Source organism: Pseudomonas sp. FG1, from assembly GCF_034313875.1.
Taxonomy (GTDB): Bacteria; Pseudomonadota; Gammaproteobacteria; order Pseudomonadales; family Pseudomonadaceae; genus Aquipseudomonas; species Aquipseudomonas veronii.
In genome coordinates, this window is record NZ_JAVIWP010000001.1 from 2,843,736 (window position 1) to 2,870,057 (window position 26,322).

Genomic DNA, 26,322 nt, shown 5'->3' on the forward strand with positions numbered 1-26,322 from the left:
TGCCGGCCGGCGCGTTTGTCAATGGTCAACCTGTGACTCATTGCGAGGAGAGTAGAAATGTCTGATTCGAAAGTATCTTCAACCGCCGAGTCGATTGCTTCAGAACCCGTCGACGTCCCCCAACGCAAGCGTTCGGCTTCCATCCAGACTCTCGACGTACCCTTGGTGCCTGAAGCCTTGCCACTGCTGTCGGACGAGGCTGCGTACACGATTCCGTTAGCCCTTCAGAATCAGCCATTGATGGTGACGATCGAGAGGGTTTGGCCGGTAAATTTCGCTAACGTCTCGATGACGACATTGGTTCAGTATCTCTGGCAGGGCCTTGAGGTTCACCGCCATGAGATCTTTGGCCCTTACGAGCCGGACGTCGAATTTCCATTGGTTCAACTGTTGCCGGCCAGTGTGCTGTCTACGGGGGGGATTCGCCAGCTCACGTATCGGGTGAGTGCTCCGCTGCTGACGACGACTGACTCTTTCCGAACAATGGTCAATGTCGACAAGAATGCGCCCAATAATGGCAATCAAGGGCCGGCGCTGATTTTTGCCCCTGAAGTGATAAGCGACGGGGTGAGCGACGACTACCTTGTGGCGCACAACGGTGTCGATGCAGAAGTTGTGCGTTGGCCGGATATTCGCCTTGAGGACCGGATTGAGTTCTTTTGGGGGGAACTTCCCAACGTCCGTTCTGCGGGCACGCTGAGCATCGGGTTGGGGCATATTGCTGGCGCGCCGATAGAAATACATTTTGATGAGGCCTTTATTCGCGACAGTGGGGAGGGCCGAAGGTTTGCCTCCTATCAGCTCACTGACCGTGCGGGCAATGTCGGGCCGTTTTCCACGGTGAACGAAATAAACGTCAACCTGCAGGTTTTGCCGGATCTGCCACGGCCTGAAGTACCCTTGGCGGAGTTCGATGGCCTGATTGACCTGGACGATGCACGTACCGGCGTAGTTATCGAAATTCCTCAGATTTTTGGGGCGCAGGAAAACGACCGGCTTGTCATCTTTTGGAATACCCACTCGCTGCCCCCTATTACGGTCGGTGCAGGGCAAGCGTGGCCCATCCGTGTTCCTGTTTCTTGGGAGATCCTCTCTGCCGGTGGTTTTGCGCAGTCGATTCCCGTGCGCGTGCGTTACCTGTTTCAGCGCGGTACTGCGTCGAGAAACTCGCCCAACAACTTTTTTATTCAGGACCTCAGTGTGGCCGGGCCAGACCCGCAAGGCCCCGACCCGATCAATACCCAGTTGGCGCGGGTTGTCGTGAAAGGTGTCACAGGGGACGACGTTGTCACCGAGTTGGATGCCCCGGGGCCCGTCCGTGTAGAGGTGCCGCTATGGAGCACTCCCGCCCCGGTACCTGGGCACCGGCTGGAATTGTTCTGGGGCGGTGAGGCTGCATTTGTAGGCGACTACGAGATCCAACCCACAGACCTGCCCGGCCAAACGGTGGCTTTTTTTGTGCCCTGGATCGTGATCATGGGCGCCGCGTCCGGCCAGATACCGGTGTATTACTGGACGGATAATTCCGTCAACCGCCAACGCAGCCCCACCAAACTGGTGCGGGTGGAACTCGATACACTCAGGGGCTTGGAAAAGCCTGTATTACTGAACGACAGCACCCGTGATTTCGTTGCCTGTGATACCCGCCCGGAACCTTGGACAGGTGTCTTCATCGGGGTGCTCTGGGATGTGACCCATTTCGAGGTGGGTGACAGGATTCAAGTGTACTGGAGCAGCTATCCCACAAAATCCGGCAATGGTGATCCTTTCCCGGGAACGAGTGTCACGTTCGACGTCGTGTTGACCGAGGATCATAGGAACGCCGGACGAGTAGATGTTCTCATCACACCCTTTGACCCATTGTTTACCCGTCCAGGGCTAGTCAGTGATTTTGGCTCAGGCGTGACTTACTACCGGCTGTTCAAAGTTTCGGGGGCAACAGGTGTGTCGTCTAAAAAACTGATTTTCATTAATCTGAAAAGACCGCTTGGTGGCGTGTGCCTCGGACCTGTCCGTACGTCATGAATCATTGAAAAACAGCGGAGCGAAAGAGGGCATTACACCTAATGCCCTCTTTTTTATAGTCGGCGTTTTCATCACCACTTAGACTTTATGTTGCTGATAGTTGGACTGTTGATTTTGATCGGTTATTAAAACGCTATGTATTGATTGAATCAGCGCGGATACACGCTTTATTGGTTTACGCACCTGTGAAGTTTGACAGGTGCGCGCCTTGCAAGACGCAGATTTAATAGGGCTGTCACTCGGCCCAGTTAGATGTCGGAGAACGAGCCATTCTCTATCCTGCGAGAGTAACTAGCTATGGCGAAGTCCAAAAAAAACCAAGCACCTCAATTAAAGGCCCGGAGCACAAAAAAAACGGCAGTGGCGCCCGATTCCCCCCTGCTGGTACGGCCGCCGTGGGCTCGAACCCCTGTGGGGCCGCTGGTGTTGAGTGATTTGCGGGTGATGAATGCACTGCCGCCAGTGACGAACGGGCAGCCGAACTTGATGGACATCAGTGAGTTGTACGCTGAGGGTGTTCAGTGCGAAATCGACATGTGGATTGAGATCCTGCCTTTTGGCAACGACGGCTTGGAGGTCTTTATCAATAATGTCCTGTATGGCAGTCGCATCCCGTTCAGTAAACCGTTGTCTGCCCATACCTGGCCCTACCGTTTCTCGATACCGGAGGAGGATATTGGCGAACATGGGCTGAAGAACCTGACGTATGAAGTGTTTTCATCTAACGGTTCGACAGATGGCCCTGCCGCGCCTACCCCTGTCACCATCGACCGCCGAGATCCTAACGCAGGTATCAGGCCTGGCTCGGTGACGTTACCAAGTTGGGTCGGCAATTTCGTGACGCTGCAGGACCTGGACGCTAATGGCGGCGCCATGGTGATCGAGGTTCCACGTCGGTTGGACCCGCAAGTGGGCGACAAACTGGAGATCTACACAGAGTTTCCAAGTGATACCCCCTCATTGACCATTGATGATTTACCGCGCACCACGGCTCCCGTGATGGTGAGTCTGACCAAAGCGCTGCTTGAGGCGAGTGGCGGCGGCGTGAAGCAGCTCAACTATGTCTACACGGATCGTGCCGGTAACCCAACCAGCTACCCGAGCTCGTTTCGAGAGTTCACATTGGTAACGGAAGATCTTCCCGAGAACCTGCGTGACCCCGAGTGCCCCGAGGCGCCGCTTGACCTGCTTGACGCCCAATTGAACCGCGCCGAGATCTGGATCCGCGAATACGACAACGCACTTGCTGGGGACCGCGTTCTTGTCGAGTTCAATACCCTGCTGCTCGTTGGCATTGTGAATATGGTCTGGCCGCTCAGGGTGACAATCCCATGGGACGTGCTTCGCGATGGCGGTCTTGACGCGCCTTACGAGGCTGACGTGCTTTACAACATTGATCGTGGCGGGGTCATCACCGGGCCTTCCGACACCATCACGGTGGATGTCGACTTGAGGTCGGCGGGTGGGCGTCCGGAAGATCCGGGGCCTGTCAACCCTGACCTTGATCCGGTGGAGGTGACTTCATCCGAGGGGCTGACCAATCAGATCGGCCCAGGCGACATGGACGACGCGACGGCGCGGTTTGACGTGTACACGGGGGCGACGGCGGGGCATCTCATTCAACTGTGGTGGAAAGGCCTGCCTTGTTATGACCCTCCTTACGAAGTCACTCTTGCAGATGAGAGCGCTACTGAGTTTGTGCTTACGGTTCCCGCTGCGGTGATCAAGGACGCAGGCAACGGTGATATTCCCACCTGGTACACGCTCAATAACGGCGCGAACGATAACGTCATCGACTCCGTGGAAACAACGGTGTCAGTCAGCGCATTTGCGGTGGATAACCTATTGCCCATCAACTATCCGGATGGGTTGTCCTTCGGTGATGGCCGATTTGCGCTCACCTGCGCGCAAGGGATTCCCAGTGGGATCAGAACCGTTATCAAGGACCCTGCAAACCTGCGGGCGGGCGATCGGATTACGCTTCATTGGGTCATCTTTGGCCCGGATGATTTCGAGTCCACGGTCATTACGGTTGATGAGTCCTTCCCTAGCGTGACGATTACTCACAATCACGACAATCCGGGCCATCCAGGAGAGCTTTTTACCGTACCGTTCCCGACCTATATCCAGCCTGTCCTGGTCGGGCGTATTGAAGCGACCTATCACGTATTAAAAGCGGATGGCGTAACTGAAGGCAATTCACCGGCCACCATTGTGCTGATGACACGGCGCCAGACAGATGGCACCACCTGCGGTTAGTACCCAGTGTGAATGCGTTGAGCCAATAGGCCGCTACCTGGTCGCGAAAGCGTCCGGGTAGCGGTCTATTGGCTCTGATCTGGTGAGGCCCCGCCATTTTGCGGGATCGGAACCATGGTTTTGATACACGAGAAGGAGGTGCTACGCGCGTTAAATTTTAGTGGGCGCATTCTTAAGGAAAGTCCTACAAGGCACTGGAATTGCCCTACATGAAGTTCCCCTCTAGGTCCGTACTCTTGGCGCCGCTGAGAGCCTGAGGCGATAGATCTGTTAATCGCTTGGCTTGTTCAGTCACCCGACTAGAGGTTTATCACCCCCATGACTAATGTTAAAACGTTCACCCCTTCTCGACTGGCGACCGCTATTAAGGTACTGGCACTGATGCCACTGTCGTTGGCCGCTACGAAAGCAGCTGCACTCGAAATTTTTCCAGGCCATGAACTGACAATTGACGCCAGTTCGCCTTTTGACCGCTATCAATTGAGCGGTGATGCAAAACTCATCTCCAATGGCGCCAGGATCGTCAGTGTCCTTGCCCGCGACTCGACATTCGAAATGAATGGCGGCCGGGTACAAGCCGGTAATGAAGTCGGTGTTTCGCTCTACGGTAGTAACGCCACCATTCGTGATGCACATATTTCCAGTGGACGATCCACGGGCTTGATCGTCGGCACCGTGGATAACCGGGCGTCGACCGCTACTGTTTTCAACACCTCGATCGAAGGCGCCACGCAAGGCGTCATCTTGAACGGCTCCAGTGTGCTGTCGTTGAATAACAGTGAGGTCAGAGGGGGCGAGCAGGGCTTGTTGGCCGTCGACGGCCAATTGATCGCAAACCAGAGTCGCATCACTGGCGCCACCAACGGCATTGAAATCTATCGTCATCCGATAACCCCAGACTCGGCCTCCTTTACGTTCAACCAGACGGCTGTGGTCGGTGAGACCGGAGCGGCCATTGTGGTGAATGCTCCCGGCACGGTTGAAATCGATGTCAACAATGGCTCCACCCTGGTGGGCGGTAACGGCAACATGCTGGAACTGACCGCGGGTGGCTCGGCCAACATGCGCGTCAACAACAGCGCTCTGAGCGGCAATATCCAGGTTGGCAGCCTCAGTGAGTTGGACCTTAACCTTGATCGCGCCATCATGAACGGTGACGTGATCAACGGTGGCGGTACCGCCAGTGTGGGGCTGAACAACGGCTCGGTCCTCACCGGTCGCCTGGAGCACGTCGATAAACTGGCGATCAACAGCGACGCCACCTGGGTGATGGTCGACCATCAGCAGGTGGGTGACTTGTCCCTGAGCGGCGGCAACGTCAAGTTCGGCGAGACCGGTACGTTCTACCAGCTGGACGTGGCCAACCTATCGGGCAACGGCACCTTCATCATGAGCGCGGATTTCGCCACCCTGAGCAGCGATTTCCTTAATGTGACTGGCACGTCGTCGGGCGACCACAAACTGCTGATCGCCAGCAGCGGTGCCGACCCGTTGAGCGACGACCGCCTGCATGTCGTACACACCGCCGACGCTGGCGCCCAGTTCAGCCTGATCGGCGACCGCGTGGATATCGGGACCTATTCCTACAGCCTGATCAATGACAACGACGGCAAGGACTGGCTGCTCGACCCAGGCAGCAAGGTGATCAGCCCGAGCACCAACTCGGTGTTGGCGTTGTTCAACGCAGCCCCCACTGTGTTGCTGGGTGAAATGACCACCCTGCGCACCCGCATGGGTGAACTGCGCTTTAGCGAAGGTCAGTCGGCTGGGCTGTGGACCCGCGCCTATGGCAACAAGTATGAGGTGTCCAATGACAAGACCGGCCTGGGCTACAACCAGTCGCAACGCGGCTTCACCCTTGGTGCCGACGTGCCGGTATCGGGTGGCGACGGCCAGTGGTTGATCGGTGCAATGGCCGGTCACAGCACCTCGGACCTGGACCTGAACCATGGCAGCAGTGCAACGGTCAACAGCTACTATGTCGGCGGTTACGCCACCTGGCTGGATGCCGAGAGCGGGTTCTACTTTGACGGTGTGCTCAAGTTCAACCGCCTGCACAACGAGTCCAATGTGGCCATGAGCGACGGCAAGAAAGCCAAGGGCAACTACACGCAAAACGCGGTGGGCGCATCGGCGGAAGTCGGTCGCCACATCACGCTGGACGACGGTTTCTTCGTTGAACCATATGGCCAGTTGTCTGCGGTGATTACCCAGGCCCAGAGCTACACGCTGGACAATGGCCTGGACGCCAAGGGTGACCGCTCCAGTACGGTGATCGGTGAACTCGGTACTACCGTGGGGCGCAATATCCAGTTGGAAAGCGGCGGCGTCTTGCAGCCGTACTTGAAGGCGGCGGTGGCCCACGAGTTCGATCAGAGCAACAAAGTGTTCGTCAACGACAATTCGTTCAACAACGATTTGTCGGGTTCGCGCCTGAAGCTGGGTGCGGGTGTGGCGATGTCGGTATCGCAGAACCTGAAGTTGCATGCGGATCTGGAACACAGCACGGGCAAGAACATCAAGCAGCCGTATGGGGTTAACCTGGGCTTGCGCTACGATTTTTAACGGGCGGGATGTATAGCGCGGTAGCGGTATAAACCGTGCGGGTAATGAAAATGCCCCGTCTCGAAAGAGGCGGGGCATTTTTTTGCTTTAAGGCAGGGCGGGGTGGTTTTTAAATGCTCACCACCGCCACGGTCGTGTTGCCAGAGTTGCAGACCAGCAAGTATTGGCCATCGGGTGTGCAAGCAAGACCGTTAGGCTGATCAAAACCGTTAATCGTGCCAATCAGTGTTTCACTGTTCATGTCAATGACTCTGACGCGGTTGCCGGCAAGTTCTGAGACATATGCCAATGGTCGAGTTGGATGAAAGGCAATACCTCGTGGATCACTGAGGCCTGTGAGGGATTTGATGAATGTGAGGCTATCGTTTTCGGTGTTGTAAATATCAAGTTTGTTTAAGCCTGATACGGACACATAGAGTCGTTCGAGCGGTGCATCAAACCCGGTGTGGGCAAGTTCCTGAGCAACTGCGCCGTTAACGACAGTATGGGTGCGGACGCCACTGCTGAGTGTGTACCGTTCCGTGTTGTAGCCTGTTGTAAATATGGCTGTGCCTTGTGGATTAGTTACTATCGATCGGGGGCCAGCTGTTCCACCGAAATTTGTCACATATTGGCCACTTGTTGTGTCAAAGACGGAAAAAGCCAAAGAGCTGCCGCTAGCGAGTAGGCCTATAAACATTCGCGACCCGGTGGGGTTTATGCCTATTGCGTAGGCCGCTGAGTAACTGAAGGCGAAGGGGTAACTAAACGTGAAAGTACTGAGATTGAGGACTGGCGCTTGGTAATTAGCGCCAAGTCCGGTGTTGGCCGAGAGAAAGAGCCTTGGCTCCGTAGGGTGCAATGCAAGTCTATAAACATAGTTATAAGCTAGTGTTCTGATCGCGCCACTTGCGAAATTAATGACCGAAACCGAATATGCACGCGCATTCAGGACACACACTGTGTTGCCATCTCGACTGATTGCGATTTGATTCGGACCGTTCCCCACAGTGATGTGACGAATGATCTCGCCTGACCCCTTACGCGTCACATAAGTAGGCACCTTGAAGTACTTGGCCGTCTCCAGGCTGTTGGAACCGTCCAGCGATACCCAGGCTTTGACCGCAACCTCGCTGTTGTTCTCCAAGCCCGACAAATAGCTGGCGGGTATCAGGTCGAGCGTGCGTCCGGCATTGAATTCCGCGGATGTCACGCCGACCGCAAGCCGCAGGTCGCGATTGGTCGTGCTGAGTAACTGAATCCACACGGGTTGCCCGGCCCTGAAGAACGGCCATTTATCAATCCGCACGTTGTTCGCCACCGCCGTATTGATCGTCCCACCCGAGGCTTCAGGGATAGTGACCAGGTCCAGCAACGAACTCGGCAGCGCCAGGACCTCTACTGTCAGGTCGCCGGAAATCGTCGTTCCTGAGGATTCAATGAGTTGGTACGACACCGTGAACTCACCATCCAGATAAGCCGCAACAAAGTCGCTCGACAGCTCGAAGCGTGTGTAGTTCTCACCCGCTTCAGGCACGGCCGGTTTCGCAGGAATGTTTGGATTACCAATCCCCGATTTGCCTTTGATATTGACTTTGATGTCTGCATCACGCGGGAGTTTGTCTGAGATCACGCGAATTTCAATCGTTTGTGGTTGAGGTGCAATCACGTGTGTGGGGTTGAGTTCAACGCGAGTGTCCGAGATGAATGTGGTTGGCACTACTTGGGGCAGCAGCAGGGTGCGAGGCGTGCCTATTTTGATAAGCAGGTCGAGAGAGAAACGGTTCGGACCGCTAATGGGCTTGAGCTCGTAGTACAAGCGCGCCGTGCCATCGTCATTGTTCAGGACAATATTGCGAGGGACGGTGAAAGGGATCTCGGCGTCTTCCCAGTTGATGTCGACCGCGAACCAGGGGCTGGTGAAACTGCCGCCGGGTGCCGACCCCACAAAGATCAGCCTGAGTTCGGTGCCTGCGACGATGGCGGGGTGCGGACGCACCCTGACGTTCAAGTTAGCCTTGTGAATCAATGGGTTGAAGGTGAAGTCAGGCGCCACCGCCTGTAATGTGGTGGGCGCTGGCAGGTCCTCCAGGGCATCGCCGACGGGCACGCTTGCCTTTTCTGAGGCGGGTCTTGGATTACCTCGATTGATCAGGTAATGCGCCTCGAAATAACCACCGCTGAGTGCGGTAAAGAAGGCGTTGTCCAACAAGAATTCAACATCGCCATTGCCGGCCATTTCCGTGTATTCGGCATAAGTGGACGTACCATTGGCGGAGTGCCCCAGTACGATCAAGTCAACGCGGTCGTTGGGGTTCTGCCCGAAGTAGTGCGGGACCACGATGCGGACTGGGTTGGTATCTTCTGGCAGTGCGCCATTGACCAGGTCCTGTACCTCTGGAGGCGGCAGTCGTTGACTGACGGGGTCGCCGAAAATGTTATATAGCGCCCCTTCGGAGTGGCGGTCGGGAGTTCCAGGGCGAACGCGTTTGTAGGTGATCAGGATACGACCACCTGCCAGGGGCCGCAGGAAGGAAAGGGGCAGCGGGATAAGCGCCCGGATCACGTTGATAGATTGTACGTCGTATTCGAGGGTGATTTCGGTACGCACGCCGTCTGCGCTGAGTCCGCTGACGGTCAGGATAACCTTGTCGTTGACGCTATACCCCTGGCCGCGTATCGGCAGTTCAATGGTCGCGTCGCCATCGAGGTCCGGCACATTGATGAAGTCTTGTTCGCTGTCCGGGTCGTAATCGGACTCGGTGACATGCACAGGCGACAGCAGAGGTTCAACGCCACTCCCGACCCGCAGTTCGATCATTCGGGAGGGGGAGAAACCCGGTGATTTATTACCTGCCTTGTCGACGACGAACCATTCGACAAGGTGCGCGCCGTTGGGCAACTGGTTCCAGGTTCCGAAATACGCCGTGATTGTTATCGGGTTATTGCCAGAGGCCTCGAAAGACGTGACGGTGTGCTTGATGATCACGCCACCGATACTCAGGTGAATGACGTCATCCTCTTTGCGGTGGTGAACTTGAGGCTCTGCCCTGTCAAGTGGGTAATTACCAATCTGTATCTTCACGCCCGCGCTGATATCGGCATCGGTAATTACCCTGAAGTCTTCGATTTGCGGGTTGGTAAACCTGACGGGACTCATGTTGTCGTTATACGGCGTGCTGACGATCGGGTCCCTGCCGACAGGTGGCTCGCGATCAGCGAGATAATTGAACCGGCGGGTGCTATCAGTGGTGCCGCTCAGATGTTCGACGAAGACTTGCACCGTATTATTCGCCTGGTCAATAAAACGGCCGGCGTCCATAAACAGGAGGGTGAGTTGGTCAAGGTCGATTTCTTCTTGGGTAACAGTGTGGATAGGCCCCCGCACTCCGTTGATTTCAATCCAGATAAAGTCATGTTCGGCTTTATTCAGATACCCCGGCAGCAGACAGATGACGCCGTTGGTGTTGACCGTCAATGCCGCTGCGTTGAACGCTGCATCATGGCCGCTAACCGGCTTTGTTTCAGTGGGGAAAAGCACCACCAGGTCGCTGAACGGCCGGATGCCGGAGGTTGCATCGTCGGGGAACAGTTCATTGGGCATAAGCCCGCCGGGCCGGTGGTGGGAGGGGGCGATGAGCGCGGGTAGAGTGTTGTCGTCTGAGATGGCGTCAGTGTCTTGATCGAAGGTCATGATCATCGTCCTGTCTGGGCAATAGGCGTGGGCGCAATGTTCCGTGGGGAGGAGGAGGGCGCTTCAGTATTGATTCAACGCCCCGTGCAATGGGCTGCCTAGCTGTGAGAAATGACAGTGCCGACGAATGGTAAAACCCTGGAGATATTGCGCGGGTAAACATATTGAACCGCCGCCGGGCGTGCGCGGTTGGGTGGCGATGTTAAAAGCGTGAGCGTATAGCCCGAAGGAAACTCAACATGCTGGGTAATGAAAAAATGCCCCGTCTCGGAAGAAACGGGGCTTTTTATGTTTACAGTGTTAGTAAATCGCTAAACCATCGAAGCTGTTAGTTGTACTACCCCACTGCATGTCATTAGGTGGCCACCCCCGGTTTCCATAAATGTTGACAAAGCAATAAGCCAGCCCAGGTTGCGGTTGGCCAGGTGCTTGTTCAGTGGTCCATATATTACCCATCGATGGCCAGCGCCCACTGTATTGGCCACTAAGCTCAACAGCGATACTGAAGTTAGGAAGTACGCCGCCCCATGCAGCGGCTGCACTCACCATGGAATGCCATTGCCCTGTCCCCACAAACCGGCATCTGCGGAAGGACCCGTTGACAGTCACGTTATAGCTGGCTGTTTGCGCGGGTTGCGCACTGTCCCGAACTGTGATCGTCGCGGTACCTGCGGCAGTGATGTGAACGCGGCCCCCCGCATTGACGGAAATGGCTCCTGGATTATTGGAACTGTAGGTGTACGGTGGTACGCCGCCAGTGGCAGTCCGAGCTGAGCCAAAGTAAAAGATCTCATTGAAACCACCGAAAAAGTTCACCAGCAAGTAACCATTGAGATTTAGAAACCTTGGGCTGGTATCCATTGCCAGAGCGGGCGTAGTTCTGACCGTATAGCTGACGTCTTCCAGGTTCAAGGCGCTAGCCTCGCCATTGGTACCGTCCACGGATACAGAGCCTTTGACGTGCAGCTTGCTGTTTGCAAGCAGCTGGCTCAAATAGGCACTCGGTACGGGCTCCTGTACGAACCTTTGATCAAACTCCTGTTGATTAAGAGCCTTGCTAGCATCTCGCAAAGTGAGCAAGTGGGGTTGATTCCCGGCTTTGACACCTTCCAGATAGATCCACGAGGATTGTCCTACTGCATAAAAGGGCCAGGCAGCGGTTCTGACGGTGGCGGCGTTTCTGATATCAATGACACCTGCCGTGGCCTCAGGAACGCTCAACAAGTCTAATGCTTGTGCCGGCAGAGGCTCCACCTCGAGGGTCAGTGGTACCGACCCAGTGGTATTGCCGCTGCGGGTAACCTCGAAATACACCTCGCAAGAGTCCCCCAGGTAGGCGGCGACAAAATCGCTGAAATGTTCGAATCTAATATAGTCTTCGCCAGGCTCCGCAATGCCGGGTTTTGACGGAATGTCGGGAGTCCCCAAGCCTGATTTGCCCACGACCCTCAGTTTGACGTCATCGCTGTCGAGCATCGGGAAGTATTTCACCCTGAACTCTACTTCGACCGGAGGCAGCACGTGCAACGGGTTCAGGCGCGACAGGCTTGGCGTAATTGCGGTGGCCTGCACAACAACCGGCGGCTCGGACAGTTCCAGCTTAATGCCGATGTAGATCACAAGCTCCTGGGAAAACCGGGAAATTGCACCTGGCGTCTTAGGCCTTACCTCGTAGGAAAGCGTCATCGTGCTGTTGAGATTGGCCAGGACGATAGTTCTCGGAATAGTGAAAGGGATGACCGCGTCCTCCCAGTTGATATCGACATTGAACCAGTCAGTCGTAATGCTGCCGCCTGGACGGGTACCTGTGGCGATCACTCTGATCTCTACGCCTTCTACAATGAACGGATGGGGGTCAATCCTGACATTGAGGTTGGCCAGGTTGGTACCGGGGTCGAACACAAAACCGGGCGGTAACGCTTGCAATGTCCTGGGGGGCGGTAATGTTGCCCTTGCATCACCGACAGGCACCGTTACCTGTTCAGAGGCTGGCCTTGTTACGCCACCATTGATCAAGTAATGAGCAGTAAAATACCCACCGCTCAGTGCATTGAAGAATGCACTCTCCAACAAGAAAACAACGTCACCGATACCTGCCATTTCGGTGAATTCGGCATAGCTGGGCACGTTATTGGCGCTACGGCCGACCACTATTAGGTCGACTCTGTCATTTTCATGCTGCCCGAGGAATTTAGGCACCAGAATGCGTACCGGATTGGTATGGTCGGGTAGAGAGCCGTCACTGTCCAAATCCAGGACTTGTGGTGGTGGTAAACGGGTTCCGACCGGGTCACCGTAGATCGCGTAGAGCGAGCCTCTGGAGGGACGATCTGCAACGCCTGGACGAATCCGTTTGTAAGTGATGAAGATGTGCCCACCCGGCAGGGGCAGCAGAAAGTCAGCAGGCAGGGGGATGTTGACCCTGATTGGAGTGATCGAGGTCACCCGATGGTCGATGGTTATTTCGACTGGCACGCTGCTGGCGCTGAGGCCCTTTATCGTCAGGCGCACCGTATCGCTGACGGCGTATCCGTTATTGCGTATGGGCAATTCGATGTTTGCGTCGCCATCGAGATCACGGATATCGATAAAGTCCTGATCGTGCTCCTCGTCGTAGTCGGACTCGGTTACAAACACGGCGGGCAGTATTGGTTCGCTGCCACTCCCCAATTGCACTTCAATGAGCCTGCGAGGCGAGAAGCCTGGGGAATGATTACCCACCTTGTCGAGCACATACCATTCCACAATATATTCGCTGTCAGGTAGCGCTTCCCATGTGCCGAAATAGGCCCAGACACTAATAGGCAAGTTGCCTGAGGCTTCAAAATTGGTAACCGTGTGTTTGATCAGCAAGCCGCCGATACTTACGAAAATTACGTCGCCTTCTTTACGGTGATGTTTCGTGGGAACTGCGGGATTCAGTGGATAGTCTTCAATCAATATCTCGACCCCAGCGATGGCATTTTCCTTCGTGATCACGCCGAAGGCCTCGATCTGTGGGTCTGCAAACTTCACGGCAGCCATATTTTCGTTGACGTTGGGCGTGCTGACGATAGGGTCCGGGCCGACTGGGTGCTCACGATCAACGTAGATTGTGAACAGCTTGCTTTTATCAATTGTGCCGCTCAGTTGTTCGACAAAGGCCTGTACCTTATTGTTTGCCTGATCGATAAAGCGGGTGCTTTCTATAAACAGGACAATTTGCGTGCCCAAGTCGGCTTCGTCAGCGCTGACGGTATGGAAGGCTACTTGCACGCCGTTGAGTTCCAGCCAAATGAAGTCATTTTCAGCTTGTTCCAGATACGGCAGAAGGATGCAGATGACCCCCGAAGGGTTTACCTTCAAGGCGGCATCATTGAAGCCACCGTCAGCACCTGCGACAGGTTCCCATAACGTTGGGAAATACAGGGGCAAGTCGGAAAATGGAGTGTTGATAAATGTTCTTGAGTTCAATGCAACGTCGGTTGGCGGTGGTGAGGTGAAGCCTTTGCGACGCAGGTCATTGGGGTGAAGCACACCGAGTGTATCGCTGGAGGAAATATCAAGGGCCTCCGGGAAATTCGACTGGTTGTCGATGGGGTCAGGGGCTTGATCGTATGTCATGATTAGGATTCCTTGTCATAGGGAAAACGATCGGAAACCCGTCACACAAGTGGGTCTCTGGCTTGATTCAGCGCCCGTCATCTATCGCCTGCCTAGCTGTGAGAAATGACAGTGCCGACGAATGGTGAACCCGACTTGTCCGTCAGCTAAAACACCACCAACGACACTGAATCCCCGCCGATATTGGCCACGTAGCCGTGGGAATCGTCTGGGGCCACCACCAGCCCGCGCGGCTTGTTAAACCCGGCATAGCTGCCAATCACCTGTCGCGAGCGCGTATCGATAATGCCCAGCAGGTCGCCATCGGTCTGCGACACGTAGGCCCGATCACGCCCGCGTTCGAAGGCGATGTCGTAGGGGCCCAGCAACCCGGTCAAGGTCTGCTCGATGCGCTGGGTCGAGGTATTGCCGATCGTGACGCTGCCGCCTTCGCGCGCGCTGATATACACCTGAGAGCCACGGGGGTTATGGGCGATGGCGACGGGGGCGGAGCGGGTGTCGGCGCTGTTGATCAGGCTGTTGGTCGGCAGATTGATGATGGACCAGTCGAAGAATGTGGCCACGTGTGCGCGGTTGTTATCGGGGCTGACGGCGACATCGATGGGCGCGCGCACCGGGATCGAAGCCACGCGTTGGTGGTTGCTTGTGTCGATGACGACCAGGCGCGATGCACCTTCATCGGCCACATACAGGCGCGAGCCGTTGGCATTGAAGCGAATGCCTCGGACGGTGGTGAACCCGGTCAGCGTGTCGATCAGCGAATAGTCCCGCGTGCTGTAGAGGCGAATCGGGGTATTGGTGGCGCTGCTGTTGTCGGTCACATACAGATGCTCGGCCGTTGGATGAATGGCCAGGCGCAACGGCGAGCCCGGCACGTCGAAGCTGTCGATGACGCGGTTACGCAGGGTGTCGATGACCCAGATCGAAGTGCGGCCGAAGGTGCAGGCGACGTAGAGCCGCGTACCGTCCGGGCTGAGCGCCAGGGCGTTCGGCGAATTGCCCACCGGGATCGTGGCGAAGATGCCCACGGTGTTGCTCATGCGGTAGTCGACAGGGCGAAAGGCGATAGCGAAATCCTTATGGGCGCTGCCGTTCAGCGATACCCGCGCCTCAACCCGCAGGGTGCTCTGGGTCGGCAAGGAACGCAGATAATCGGCGGGTAAGCGGACTTCCACGCGTTTGGCATTGAATTCCGCGGCGCTCAGCGGTGTGCCGTCGCGCAGCACCCGATTGGCCGCGGCCTTGATTTCGAGCCACACCGGCTGCCCGGTCCGCATGAACGGCCATGCCTGAATCACTGCACTGTGCGTCACGTTGGCGTTGATGATGCCGTTCGACGCCTGGGGCACGTTGACCAGGTCCAGCGCTTGTTCAGTCAGCGGGTCGATGGTCAAGGTCAGCACCTGGGAGGCGCTGGTGGCACCGGCGCGGGTCACGGTATAGGACAATGCAGCGTCTCTGCCCAGGTTGGCGGCAATCACCCGATTACTGATGATGAAGTCGACATAACCCTTCAGCGGGTCGCCTGGCCGTGGATTGATGACGGGCGTTCCGAGCCCGTAGGTGCCGATGAATCTGGGCTGGATATCATCGCCGGCGAGCATCGGCTTGTAGCTCACCCGAAACGTACAGACCGGCGGCTCCAGCACATGTTGCGGGTTGAGCCGGGCGGTGGAGGGGTCGGCGATGTTGATCGTGCTTTCCAGAATATGCGGCACCGGCAGTTGCAGGCCGCTACCGACGGTCATCACCAACGCCTGGGAATAACGGGTGCGCTGGCCGGTGTGCTCCACCCGATAGTAAATGCGCGCCGAGCCGTTGAGGTTGGCCACGACAAACACCCGTGCGATGACAAACGCCAGGTCCTGCCCGACCCACGGCCGGGTGATGGGGAACCGGTCCGGTGGGGCGCTGCCGCCCATGGCGCTGCCTTCGACGTACAGGGTGACCGTGGCGCCTTCCGTGAAAGCGGCATGCGCCGCAACCCTCACGTTGGCATTGCCTCGGGATTGCTCGGGGTCGAAGTTGAAGGCGGGGGCGGGGGCTTGCAACACCTCAGGCGCGGGCAGGGCGTCCTGGGGCTCGCCGATGTTGAGTTGCAGAATGGCCGACGGTGGGCGCCCCCCGGCGGTGTTGATGTAGTAGTAGAGCATCAGCTCGCCGCCATCGAGCTGGCGGATGTCACCGTCGATCCCATTGTGCAGTTCGAACACGACGCTGCCTTCGCCGGCCGGCAACCCGTGCTCCTGATAAAAACGGTGGCCGTTGGCGTAGGTGCCTTCCAGCACCAGCGTGACACGGTCAAAGGGCTTTTGGCCGGTGTAAGCCGCGATCGTAACGGTCACCGGGTCGGTCAAGGGATGCAGGACGCCGCCGCTGGCGGCGGGCACTTGCGGTGCTACGAGGCCGGTTTGTTCGGGGGTTCCGCTCACTTGGACGAAGGTGTTTTCCGAGGGCCGGTTGACTTGTCCTGTGCGAATTCGCTCATAACTCAGTTGGATCAAGGCGCCGATAAGCATACGCACGTCAGCATTGGGCCATGGGACGTCGACGAAAGGCGTTGTGGTCGATGTGATACTGGCATCGTAGGTCTGTTCGACATCGACACCTTCCGGCAAACGCCCGCGAATGGTCAGTCGAAGACCGTCGCCCGACGCCCAGCCTTTTCCCTCGACCGCCACCCTGAGGGTTGCGTCTTTGCCTGCCAGCGTGTCCGCGTCCAGCGTGCCGGTCGGTGCTTCGACAATCTGGGCGGCGTCCAGCAACCGTTCGTTGGGATCCAGCCGCACTTCGATCAGTTGCATCGGCGAGCGCCCCGACGCGTAGTTGCCGACCTCATCGATGACATCGTAGGCGCAGGCCTGAAAGCCACTGCCGATGCGCAGCCAGGTGCCGTAATAGACCGTGATTGAAATCGGGTTGCGGCTGCTGGCCTCATTCTCTGTGACGATGTGCTCGATGATTTGCTCGCCGATGATCAAGCGAATGCGATCGCGTACCGCCCGGTAGGTACTGGGAGGCCGGTTGAGGTCCAGCGGGTAAAAGGGGATTCTCACCACCACCCCGCGCCCGGCTGCGGCCGAATCGATCAGGAACTGCGCGGGTTGCGGTCGCGACAGTTGTTCATTGACCCAGGGTGGGCGGGTAATGGGGTCGCTGCCGGTTGGTGCCACGGTGTCGATCTTGAGGGTCAGGCGTTGGGTTTCTTCTAAGCGGTGATCGAGGTGCGTCACCCGGAAAAATACGGGGCCGGCCGCGCCGTCGGCCAAGCGGGCCATGGAGATGTGCAGGGTAATCGGCTTCGCTTCGCGCGCTTCTTGCTCGGTTACGGTATGGAAGTCGACCGGGACCAGCAGGTCGCTACAGAACAACTCGATGAAATCGCCTTCAAGCTGGCCTGCGTAGGTGCGCAAGATGCAAATCAGGCCCGTGCTGCCATGGTTCTCCAACAGCAGTTGATACACACCGCCGGAGAATCCTACGACCGGGGTCGTCAGGCCGGGAATATAAGGCGACAACTGCGCGACGAAAGGGGGCGCGTTGAGCTCTGGAGTCATGCTTGTCACCTCGTGCAAGGCAAAGGAGCCGAAAAGGTCCGGGGCACACAAGGATTGAACACAGAAGGGCAGCGAGCAGGCTAGCTGTTAGAAATGACAGTGCCGACAGGCGGTAGCGGCCCAGGGCGGGCCGCCCTCGGTAGCCGCTAGGCTTGGCGGTTCCAATGCCTGAACAGCGGCTCCGCCAGAAACAACACGAACAACAAGCGCATCACCTGCATTGCCGTCACCAACGGCACCGACAGTTGCAGGGTTTCCGCGGTCAAACTCATCTCGGCAATGCCACCGGGCATCATGCCCAGGGTCAATGAACGCAGGTCCAGTTGGGTCATCGCACTCAAGCCCACGGCGGCCAGCGTCGCCAGCAGCATGGTCAAGGCGGTGCCGATCAAGGTGCGCGCCATGAACGACGGCGCACTGCGGAAGAACTGACGATTGAAGTGGCAGCCCAACCCGCTGCCGATCAGCCACTGGCCGATCTGGCTGCCGCCGTCGGGCAGGCCGATGTGCAGGTCCCACGCCACACTGGCGGTGGCACTGACCAACAGGGGCCCGAACAGCCACGGGTTCGGCTGACGCAAGCGCTGCCAGCCCCAGGCCACCAGCGCACCGGCGGGAAACAGCAGCGCCAGCCAGGCCCAGCTCACGGGGGCGGGATGAAACTGCGGCGCGCCACCGTCCAGCACGTACTTGAAGATCGCCGGTACGCACAGCACCACCACCAACACCCGCAGGCTTTGCCCCGCCGCGACCCGGCTGAGCACCGCGCCATTGCGTGCGCCGAGGTTGACCATCTCGCCGGAACCGCCGGGCATGCTGGAGAAAAACGCGGTGGCGCGGTCTTCGCCGCTGCGGCGCATCAACCACACGCCGACCACGCTCGACAGGCTGGTGACCAGCGCGCCGAAGAAGATCAAACCGAAGTGGCTCATCACCTGTTCGATCACCAGCGGAGTGAAGTGCAGGCCGATGCCGATGCCCACCACCCATTGGCCGCCTTTGCGCCCGCCGGGAATCTCCGCCAACTGCCACGGCGTGAGGCAACGCACGAGAATGATCGCCAGTAGCGAACCGACCATATACGGCAACGGCCAGCCGACCAGGCTGGCCAGGTAACCGCCGACCAGGCCGACCAGCGGTGTTCCCCACCAGTGTTTAAAGCTGGCCTCAGACATCGGCCACGGCACGACGCTGCAACGCACGTTTGCGGTAGATGCGCGCCAGCGGTAACAGCAGCATCACGGCGGTCAATACCCAGACACCGAAGGTGATCGGGCTGGACCACAGGATCTCCAGCGCACCGTTGGAGATCGACAGCGCGCGGCGCAGGTTCTGCTCCATCAGGCCGCCGAGGATAAAGCCCAGCAACACCGGTGACAGCGGGAAGTCCAGCTTGCGCAGGATGTAGCCGAAGATGCCGATACCGATCATCAGGAACAGATCGAACGTGGTGGCGTGAACCGCGTACACGCCGATCGCGGTGATGATCGCGATCACCGGCACCAGCGCCCAGTTCGGCACGGCGAGGATGCGCGTGAAGATGCGGATCATCGGGATGTTGAGGATCACCAGCATGATGTTGGCGATGAACAACGAGGCGATCAGGCCCCAGACGATATCCGGTTGCTGTTGGAACAACAGCGGGCCCGGCGTGATGTTGTACAGCGACAGGGCGCCGATCATCACCGCGGTGGTGCCCGAACCCGGCACGCCCAGGGTCAGCATCGGCACCAGCGCACCGCAGGCGGAGGCGCCGATGGCGGTTTCCGGTGCCGCCAGACCACGCATGTCACCCTGCCCGAATTTACCGCTGGCCCCGGCCAGGCGTTTCTCGGTCATGTAGGCCACGGCTGACGCCAACGTCGCGCCAGCGCCGGGCAATACGCCCATGATGAAACCGAGCAGGCCGCACCGGATGTTCACCGCAAATACCGACGAGGCTTCCTTCAGGTTAAACATCATCCGCCCGGTGGCTTTCACCGCTTCCTGGCCACGGTGGGTTTTTTCCAGCAGCAACAGGATCTCGCTGATGGAGAACAGGCCCAGCACCAACACCACGAACTGGATGCCGTCGGTCAGGTGGATGTTATCGCCGGTAAAGCGGTACACGCCGCTGTTGGCGTCGATGCCCACCGCTGACAGGAACAGGCCGATCAGCGCCGCGACAAAGGTCTTCAGCGGTTTATCGCCGGCCATGCCGCCGAGGCAGACAATCGCGAACACCATCAGTACGAAATATTCCGCCGGGCCGAAGGCAATCGCCCATTTGGCCAGCAGCGGGGCAAACAGCACCATGCCGCAGGTGGCGATAAACGCGCCGATGAACGAACTCCACGCCGACAATGACAACGCCACACCGGCCAGGCCTTTGCGGGCCATCGGGTAACCGTCGAGGGTGGTCATCACGGTGGAGGCTTCACCCGGGATGTTCAGCAGGATCGAGCTGATACGCCCACCGTATTCGCAGCCCAGGTACACGGCCGCCAGCAGGATCAACGCCGACTCCGGCGGCAGGCCCAGGGCGAACGCGATGGGGATCAACAGCGCCACGCCGTTGATCGGGCCCAGGCCCGGCAGCAGGCCGACCACGGTGCCGATCAAGGTGCCGCACAGCGCGGTCACCAGGTTGTAGGGGGACAGTGCCACGCCGAAGCCCTGGCCCAAATAGCCGAAAGTATCCATATCAGTTCTCCAGAACGTCGAGCAGGCCGAGGGGCAGCGGAACATCCATGGCTTTATCGAACAGCAGATAAAGGCCGACGCTCATCAAGGTGATAATCACCGCACCGGGCAACCAGCGGCCGCCATACAGCCGTGCCATCGGAATGCCGATCAACATGCTGCTGAGAATGAAACCGAGGGATTCGAAGGTGGCGGCAAACACGATCAATAGCGCCACGCAGATGCCGATCTTGATCAGGGTGGCGCGGTCCAGCGCGGGTTCTTCCTCGGTATGCTGGGTCGGCTGCGGGCGAAACAGCATGTAGATCAGCGCCAGGCTCATCAGCCCGAGCATCAGCAGCGGGTAGGCCCGAGGCCCCACGGGTTCGTAGGAAAACGACGCCTGGTAGGGCCAGGCCATCAAGGCCAGGCCCGCGCAGGCCAGCAGCAGCGCGGCGGCGAATATGCGTTGTAAGAGCATGTTGAACTCCTGGGCCACGCCCCTGGTTCAGCAGGGCGTGGCCGCGCGACAGAGGGGCGATTACTGGATCAGGCCGAACTCTTTGGCCAGCACTTTGTAGTCCGCTACCTGCTTCTTCACGTAGGTGTCCAGCTCCGGGCCGGTCATGGCGAACGGGAACAGCTCGCGCTGGTCACGCAGCTTGGCGAAGTCTTCGGAGGCCAGCAGTTTGTCGAAGGCGTCTTTCCACCAGGCGTAGTCGGCATCGCTGACTTTTGGCCCAAGGTAGAAACCGCGCACCACTGGCCAGACGATGTCGTAGCCTTGCTCTCTGGCGGTCGGAATATCCTTCATTTCCGGCTCGTCCAGGCGCGCTTCGGAGAACACCGCGAGCAAGCGCATGTCGCCACTCTGGATATGGGGCATGGAATCGGAGATGTCGGTACTGCCCACCTGGATGTGGTTGCCCATCAGCGCGGTGACAATTTCACCGCCACCTTCCAGCGCCACATAGCGCAGGTCGCGCGGGTTGATCCCGGCGGCCTTGGCGATCAGCGCGGTTTGCATCCAGTCCTGGCTACCCACGGTGCCGCCGGAACCGATAACCACTTTGCTCGGATCTTTCTTCAGCGCCTGCACCAGGTCGTCGAGATTTTTGTAAGGCGAGTCGCTTTTCACCGCGATGGCGCCGTAGCTGGTACCGACTGCTGCCAGCCAACGCACGGCGCTTTCATCGAAGCGCCCGAACTTGCCCTGGGCCAGGTTCAACAGCGAGCCGCTGGACCAGGCCACCAGGGTGCCGCCGTCTGCAGGGCGCTGTGCGACCACGGCGTTGTAGGCCACTGCGCCCACGCCACCAGGCATGTAGGTCACGCGCATCGGCTTGCTCAGCAGCTTCTCGTTGACCAGCGCGCTTTGCGCCAGTTTGCAGGTCAGGTCAAAACCACCGCCAGGGGAGGCCGGGGCGATGCATTCCGGGCGCTTGGGTTCGTCGGCGGCCAGCAGTTGGCCGGCGAACAGCATGCAGCCGGCGGCGAGGGCGAATTTACGCAATGAAAGGGTCATGGTTATCTCCGTCGTTGTTGTTATGAGTGGCTATTACCAGGCACTGCTTACCAGAGCGCGACGCTGTAACTGACCAGCAGGCGTACTTCATCCGCATCACGCGCTGAATAGTTGGAACGATACGTCGCATTGCGCAGGCGCACGGCGACATCCTTGAATGTGCCGCTTTGCACCACGTACTTGATCTCGCTGTTGCGTTCCCACTCCTTGCCGGTCTCGCCGTTCTTGAGCTTGATATGGTCACCCGACAGGTAACGGCTCATGAAACTCAGGCCGGGAATCCCCAGCTTGGCGAAGTCATAGTCGTAGCGTGCCTGCCAGGAGCGCTCCTCGGCGCCGGCAAAGTCGTTGATCTGCACGAAGTTGACCAGGTACGGGTCGCTGCCATCCACATACGGAAACGCGCTGTCGCCGGACATGTGCTGGTAGCCGGCGCTGAGCTTATGGCCGTTGAGGGCATAGCTGAACAGGCCATTGAGGGAGGTGTTGTCGATCTTGCCGCCGCGGGCGGCGCCGGTGTCGTCGCTGATCGCCAGGCGCAGATCGGTGGCGAAGGTGCCGGGGCCCATCGGGCGCGCCGCCACCAGGCCGAGGAAGTGCTGGCGGTACACGTCGTCGAGTTGGGCGAAGTGATAGCTGCCGGTGATCTTGTCGGCGAACTTGTAGTCCACGCCGCCGAAATTGAAGTGCTTGCCGGTGGCGCCGCTGAGGAAACGGCTGTTCTTGTTGTTGAGGGCGATGTCCTCGTAGTTGGTGTCGTCGCGGTCCTTGGCCTTGTCGAGACGGCCACCGGTGAACACTAGGTTCTTGAACTCTTTCGAGGTGATCAGGCCGCCGTTGAAGGTTTGCGGCAGGATGCGGCCGTCGTTGGGCTTGAGGATCGGCAGTTCGGGGATCAGCGCGCCGACTTTCAGTTCGGTGGCGGAGATCTTCACTTTGCCGGTCAGGCCCAGCTTGGAATACTCGTTGGCGGCGCGGCCATCGTCGTGGGTGGGCAGCAGGCCGCTGCCGGTGCGGTCGGGGCTGGAGTCGAGCTTGACGCCGAGCATGCCCAGCGCATCCACGCCAAAGCCGACGGTGCCGTCGGTGTAGCCCGATTGCAGGTTGAGCATGAAGCCCTGGGCCCATTCGTCGCGCTTGGATTGCTGGGCGCTGGTGCCGTCGCGAAAGTCGCGGTTGAAGTACATGTTGCGGGTTTCCAGGGTCGCGCTGCTGTCTTCGAAGAAGGCGGCTTGGGCAAGCGGCGAAAAGCCGGCAAGGGTGGCGGCGCTGGCAAGGGCGGTCTGGGTCAGGCGGGAAAAACGCACAGGCGTGCAAGCCTGGGGCTGTGTCGACAGCATCGTTGAGTACTCCGTTATTGTTCTTATTTGACGAAAACGCTTCGAGGCGTTTTTCGGGTGCTACGGATCAGGCAGCTCGGCGGGCATGGCCTACCGTGGCTGGATGCTAAAGGGTGAAGCTTTCACTAACCTTTCAGTTGCCTTTCAATGTTTTCGGGCTTCACAGCCCAGGCCGCGCCTGTAAACTGCCTCGCAGAGCGTGGCGCCGACCACCCCCGAATGAGGTAGAAATCCATGCGTGTCCTCCTGGTTGAAGACCATTTGCAACTGGCCGAAAGTGTCGCCCAGGCGCTCAAGAGCACGGGTCTGACCGTCGATGTGCTGCACGACGGAGTGGCCGCGGACCTGGCCTTGGGCAGTGAGGAATACGCCGCGGCGATCCTCGATGTGGGCTTGCCGCGCATGGACGGTTTCGAGGTGTTGGCGCGCTTGCGGGCGCGTGGGAAAAATCTGCCGGTGCTGATGCTGACGGCGCGCAGTGATGTGAAAGACCGTGTGCATGGCCTGAACCTGGGCGCCGACGATTACCTGGCCAAGCCGTTCGAGCTGACGGAACTGGAGGCGCGGGTCAAGGCGCTGTTGCGGCGCAGCGTGCTCGGCGGCGAGCGCCAGCAGGCCTGCGGCGTGCTGGTCTACGACCTCGACACCCGCCGCTTCACGGTCGGCGGCGAGTTGCTGACCCTCACGTCCCGCGAGCAAGCCGTGCTTGAAGCGCTGATCGCCCGCCCGGGCCGGGTGATGAGCAAGGAGCAACTGGCCGCCCAGGTGTTCGGCCTCGACGAAGAGGCCAGCCCGGATGCGATCGAAATCTACATACACCGCCTGCGCAAGAAACTCGACGGCCAGCCCATCGCCATCGTCACCTTCCGTGGCCTCGGCTACCTGCTGGAAGCGCGCGATGCATAAGCCCAGCAGTCTGCGCTGGCGGCTGCTGTGGAACCTCGCGCTGTTGCTGGTGCTGTTGATGGTCGCCAGCGGCATGAGCGCCTACTGGAACGGCCGCGAAGCCGCCGACACCGCCTATGACCGCACCTTGCTGGCCTCGGCACGCACGATTGCCGCCGGCCTGACCGAGGTCGACGGCAGCTTGAGCGCGAATGTGCCGTATGTGGCCCTGGACACCTTTGCCTACGACAGCGCCGGGCGGATTTATTACCAGGTCAATGACATCGACCAGAAGCTGATTTCCGGTTACGAAAACCTCCCCGGCCCGCCGCCTGGCACGCCGCGCACCGATGATTACCCGGCATTGGCACGGTTTTACAACGCCACGTACCAGGGCCAGGCCGTGCGCGTGGTGAGCCTGCTCAAGGCGGTTTCCGAACCGAACATGAACGGCATGGCGGAAATCCGCGTGGCCGAGACCGATGAAGCCCGCTTCAGCATGGCCCGCAGCCTGATGGCCGATACCTTGCTGCGCCTGGGCATGCTCGCCATCGGCGCGCTATTGCTGGTGTGGTTTGCCGTGAGCGCGGCGTTGCGCCCGCTGGAGCGCTTGCGCACGGCCGTGGAAGAGCGCCAGCCCGACGATCTGCGGCCGTTGCCGCTGGTCGAGGTGCAGCTCGAGTTCGGCCCGCTGGTGCGTTCCATCAACCATTTCACCGAACGCCTGCGGGGCCAGTTCGAGCGCCAGGCGCAGTTTATCGCCGATGCGGCCCACGAACTGCGCACGCCGCTGGCCGCGCTCAAGGCGCGCCTGGAACTCGGCCTGCGCGCCGAAGACCCGGCCACCTGGCGCAGCACCCTGGAAACCGCCGCGCAAGGCACCGACCGCCTGACCCATCTGGCCAATCAATTGTTGTCCTTGGCGCGCATCGAAAACGGCGCACGGGCGATTGCCGAAGGCGGGGCGCAATTGCTCGACCTCAGCCAGCTGGCCCGCGAACTGGGCATGGCCATGGCGCCGTTGGCCCATGCGCGTGGAGTCGCGCTGGCGCTGGAAGCCGACGAGCCGGTGTGGCTGCGCGGCGAACCGACGCTGCTCAACGAGCTGTTGAGTAACCTGGTGGATAACGCCCTGGCGCATACGCCGCCTGGCGGCAATGTGATCCTGCGCGTGACGGCACCGGCGGTGCTGGAAGTGGAAGATGATGGCCCGGGCATCCCGCTGGACGAGCGCGACCGCGTGTTTGAACGCTTCTATCGCCGCAGTCAGCAGGGCCTGGGCTCCGGTCTGGGCCTGGCGATTGTCGGCGAAATCTGTCGCGCGCATCTGGCCCAGATCAGCCTGCATGATGGTGAACCGACGGGCTTGAAAGTGCGCGTCAGTTTTGTCGCCGGTTGATCAGTAGAACATCGACCGCGCTTCATCCAGTTCCGCACGCACGCTGTCGCTGTAAAGGTCCAGGCGCAGTTTTTTGACTGCCGGCAGGTTGGTGATCGGTACATCCGCCAGCGGATGCGCGGTGCCGCGATGGCAATACAGCACGGCGACTTGCACCAGGTCGATATAGTCGAGGCTGGCGGAGTCGCGTTCCAGGTCCAGGTATTGGCCCGGCAGCTTGACCAGCATCTCCGGGAAGTCCCAGCCACGCAGGAGTTTGTCGCCGAGCATTGGGTGGCTTTTCTCGATCATGTGGTTGAGGCTGACCGGGTCAGAGAGCAACTCGTAATGGTCTTCGGCATAGGTCAGGATCGGCAGCACACCGATCTGGTGCACCAGGCCTCCGAGCGCTGCCTGGTCCGGCTTGAGCTGGCTGTGGCTGCGGCACAGCGCGTAGCTGACGCCCGCCACTTCCAGGCTGCGGCGCCAGACGTCGCGCATTTTCTGTTCGATCACTTCGGAACGGGCGTGGAAGATCTGCTCCATCACCAGGCCGATCGCCAGGTTGCTGCTGTAGTTGGTGCCCAGCCGGGTGATGGCGGTGTGCAGGTCGGTGACTTCCTGCGTGGCCCGCAACAACGGGCTGTTGACCACTTTGATCAAGCGCGCCGACAGCGCGGTGTCGCGACCGATCACTTTGCTCAAGTGGCTGATGCCGATTTCCGGGTCTTCGGCGGCCTGACGAATGCTCAGGGCCACTTCCGGTAATGTCGGCAGAACCAGGTCATCGTTGTCGATGGCCGCAATCAAAGCCTGTTGGACTTTTTCCGCCAGCTCGTTCATTCATGCTC

14 protein-coding genes are annotated in these 26,322 nt (G+C 59.0%); 5 read left to right on the plus strand and 9 right to left on the minus strand.

What is annotated here, in order from left to right; translation table 11 throughout:
- Positions 1–57: 57 nt before the first annotated feature.
- The 3 genes from RGV59_RS13105 to RGV59_RS13115 all read left to right on the plus strand — a co-directional run bounded on the left by RGV59_RS13105 (position 58) and on the right by RGV59_RS13115 (position 6,849).
- Positions 58–2,025: a hypothetical protein gene (locus tag RGV59_RS13105; protein ID WP_126585696.1), complete on the plus strand. Its 1,968-nt coding sequence runs from the start codon at positions 58–60 to the stop codon at positions 2,023–2,025.
- A 297-nt stretch (positions 2,026–2,322) separates the two neighbouring features.
- On the plus strand, positions 2,323–4,284 hold the full coding sequence (locus RGV59_RS13110) for a hypothetical protein (RefSeq protein WP_102651120.1): 1,962 nt from the start codon (positions 2,323–2,325) through the stop codon (positions 4,282–4,284).
- Between the two features lie 318 nt (positions 4,285–4,602).
- Entirely contained in the window at positions 4,603–6,849 is a 2,247-nt protein-coding gene (locus tag RGV59_RS13115; RefSeq protein WP_026139779.1) for an autotransporter outer membrane beta-barrel domain-containing protein, read from the plus strand.
- 109 nt (positions 6,850–6,958) lie between these two features.
- On the opposite strand, the gene RGV59_RS13120 is transcribed toward RGV59_RS13115, so the two are convergent.
- The 8 genes from RGV59_RS13120 to RGV59_RS13155 all read right to left on the minus strand — a co-directional run bounded on the left by RGV59_RS13120 (position 6,959) and on the right by RGV59_RS13155 (position 23,208).
- Positions 6,959–10,522, minus strand: a complete 3,564-nt coding sequence (locus RGV59_RS13120) for a YncE family protein (protein ID WP_126585697.1) — start codon at positions 10,520–10,522, stop codon at positions 6,959–6,961.
- A 300-nt stretch (positions 10,523–10,822) separates the two neighbouring features.
- Positions 10,823–14,125 carry a YncE family protein gene (locus RGV59_RS13125; protein ID WP_126585698.1) on the minus strand — a complete coding sequence of 1,101 codons (3,303 nt, stop codon included), beginning with the start codon at positions 14,123–14,125 and terminating at the stop codon, positions 10,823–10,825.
- A gap of 146 nt (positions 14,126–14,271) precedes the next feature.
- Complete coding sequence (locus RGV59_RS13130; RefSeq protein WP_126585699.1) at positions 14,272–17,682, minus strand: YncE family protein; 3,411 nt, start codon at positions 17,680–17,682, stop codon at positions 14,272–14,274.
- A 146-nt stretch (positions 17,683–17,828) separates the two neighbouring features.
- Positions 17,829–18,857 carry an AbrB family transcriptional regulator gene (locus tag RGV59_RS13135; protein ID WP_046490337.1) on the minus strand — a complete coding sequence of 343 codons (1,029 nt, stop codon included), beginning with the start codon at positions 18,855–18,857 and terminating at the stop codon, positions 17,829–17,831.
- Positions 18,850–20,364 carry a tripartite tricarboxylate transporter permease gene (locus tag RGV59_RS13140; RefSeq protein WP_017844900.1) on the minus strand — a complete coding sequence of 505 codons (1,515 nt, stop codon included), beginning with the start codon at positions 20,362–20,364 and terminating at the stop codon, positions 18,850–18,852. The genes RGV59_RS13135 and RGV59_RS13140 overlap by 8 nt, the downstream gene beginning before the upstream one ends.
- A 1-nt stretch (position 20,365) precedes the next feature.
- Positions 20,366–20,824: a tripartite tricarboxylate transporter TctB family protein gene (locus RGV59_RS13145; protein ID WP_017844901.1), complete on the minus strand. Its 459-nt coding sequence runs from the start codon at positions 20,822–20,824 to the stop codon at positions 20,366–20,368.
- 60 nt (positions 20,825–20,884) lie between these two features.
- The gene (locus tag RGV59_RS13150; RefSeq protein ID WP_162231534.1) at positions 20,885–21,874 is read right to left on the minus strand and encodes a Bug family tripartite tricarboxylate transporter substrate binding protein; all 990 of its coding nucleotides are present in this window, start codon (positions 21,872–21,874) and stop codon (positions 20,885–20,887) included.
- 41 nt (positions 21,875–21,915) lie between these two features.
- A complete protein-coding gene (locus RGV59_RS13155; RefSeq protein WP_017844903.1) occupies positions 21,916–23,208 on the minus strand; it encodes an OprD family porin in 1,293 nt (430 codons plus the stop codon).
- 234 nt (positions 23,209–23,442) lie between these two features.
- On the opposite strand from RGV59_RS13155, the gene RGV59_RS13160 reads away from it, so the two are divergent.
- On the plus strand, positions 23,443–24,114 hold the full coding sequence (locus RGV59_RS13160) for a response regulator (protein ID WP_017844905.1): 672 nt from the start codon (positions 23,443–23,445) through the stop codon (positions 24,112–24,114).
- On the plus strand, positions 24,107–25,492 hold the full coding sequence (locus tag RGV59_RS13165; RefSeq protein WP_126585700.1) for a sensor histidine kinase: 1,386 nt from the start codon (positions 24,107–24,109) through the stop codon (positions 25,490–25,492). Before RGV59_RS13160 ends, RGV59_RS13165 begins: the two co-directional genes overlap by 8 nt.
- Here RGV59_RS13165 and RGV59_RS13170 read toward each other — a convergent pair whose 3' ends face one another.
- Complete coding sequence (locus tag RGV59_RS13170) at positions 25,493–26,314, minus strand: HDOD domain-containing protein (protein ID WP_017844907.1); 822 nt, start codon at positions 26,312–26,314, stop codon at positions 25,493–25,495. It lies immediately after the preceding gene.
- Positions 26,315–26,322 lie beyond the last annotated feature (8 nt).

Excerpts from the sequence above, each read along its gene's own strand:
- RGV59_RS13135 (WP_046490337.1), bottom strand. The coding sequence starts at position 18,857 with ATGTCTGAGGCCAGCTTTAAACACTGGTGGGGAACACCGCTGGTCGGC.
- RGV59_RS13140 (WP_017844900.1), bottom strand. The coding sequence starts at position 20,364 with ATGGATACTTTCGGCTATTTGGGCCAGGGCTTCGGCGTGGCACTGTCC.
- RGV59_RS13160 (WP_017844905.1), top strand. The coding sequence starts at position 23,443 with ATGCGTGTCCTCCTGGTTGAAGACCATTTGCAACTGGCCGAAAGTGTC.
- RGV59_RS13155 (WP_017844903.1), bottom strand. The coding sequence starts at position 23,208 with ATGCTGTCGACACAGCCCCAGGCTTGCACGCCTGTGCGTTTTTCCCGC.
- RGV59_RS13130 (WP_126585699.1), bottom strand. The coding sequence starts at position 17,682 with ATGACTCCAGAGCTCAACGCGCCCCCTTTCGTCGCGCAGTTGTCGCCT.
- RGV59_RS13110 (WP_102651120.1), top strand. The coding sequence starts at position 2,323 with ATGGCGAAGTCCAAAAAAAACCAAGCACCTCAATTAAAGGCCCGGAGC.
- RGV59_RS13105 (WP_126585696.1), top strand. The coding sequence starts at position 58 with ATGTCTGATTCGAAAGTATCTTCAACCGCCGAGTCGATTGCTTCAGAA.
- RGV59_RS13145 (WP_017844901.1), bottom strand. The coding sequence starts at position 20,824 with ATGCTCTTACAACGCATATTCGCCGCCGCGCTGCTGCTGGCCTGCGCG.
- RGV59_RS13115 (WP_026139779.1), top strand. The coding sequence starts at position 4,603 with ATGACTAATGTTAAAACGTTCACCCCTTCTCGACTGGCGACCGCTATT.
- RGV59_RS13170 (WP_017844907.1), bottom strand. The coding sequence starts at position 26,314 with ATGAACGAGCTGGCGGAAAAAGTCCAACAGGCTTTGATTGCGGCCATC.
- RGV59_RS13165 (WP_126585700.1), top strand. The coding sequence starts at position 24,107 with ATGCATAAGCCCAGCAGTCTGCGCTGGCGGCTGCTGTGGAACCTCGCG.
- RGV59_RS13125 (WP_126585698.1), bottom strand. The coding sequence starts at position 14,125 with ATGACATACGATCAAGCCCCTGACCCCATCGACAACCAGTCGAATTTC.
- RGV59_RS13120 (WP_126585697.1), bottom strand. The coding sequence starts at position 10,522 with ATGACCTTCGATCAAGACACTGACGCCATCTCAGACGACAACACTCTA.